General features: G+C 43.3%; 1 protein-coding gene. It reads right to left on the minus strand.

Translation table 11 applies throughout. From position 1 onward, the window contains the following. Positions 1–231: ADP-ribosylglycohydrolase family protein (locus tag CBI42_RS12140; RefSeq protein ID WP_179211448.1), on the minus strand; the 231-nt coding region annotated here is incomplete at both ends.

A 231-nucleotide genomic window follows, 5' to 3' on the forward strand; every position in this document is an offset into this window, starting at 1 on the left:
ATTGAAACGTCACTAGAATGAGTAATCTTAGTTATCTCAAAGACCATGTGAACCAATCGCTCCAATTCTTCTGGATTAAATAATGCACCAATTGGTGAAATCCGCATTCCAGCACCATTAGTTAGTGCCTGATCCGTGATGGGACGTGGATCCTTACCATCTTTAAGAGCTGTTAACGCTGCTTTGCTGCTCGGTCCAAGAATATTGTTCTCCCAGGCACCAACAGACTCT

Origin of the sequence: Streptococcus sp. KR, from assembly GCF_002238115.1 — a bacterium.
GTDB lineage: Bacteria > Bacillota > Bacilli > Lactobacillales > Streptococcaceae > Streptococcus.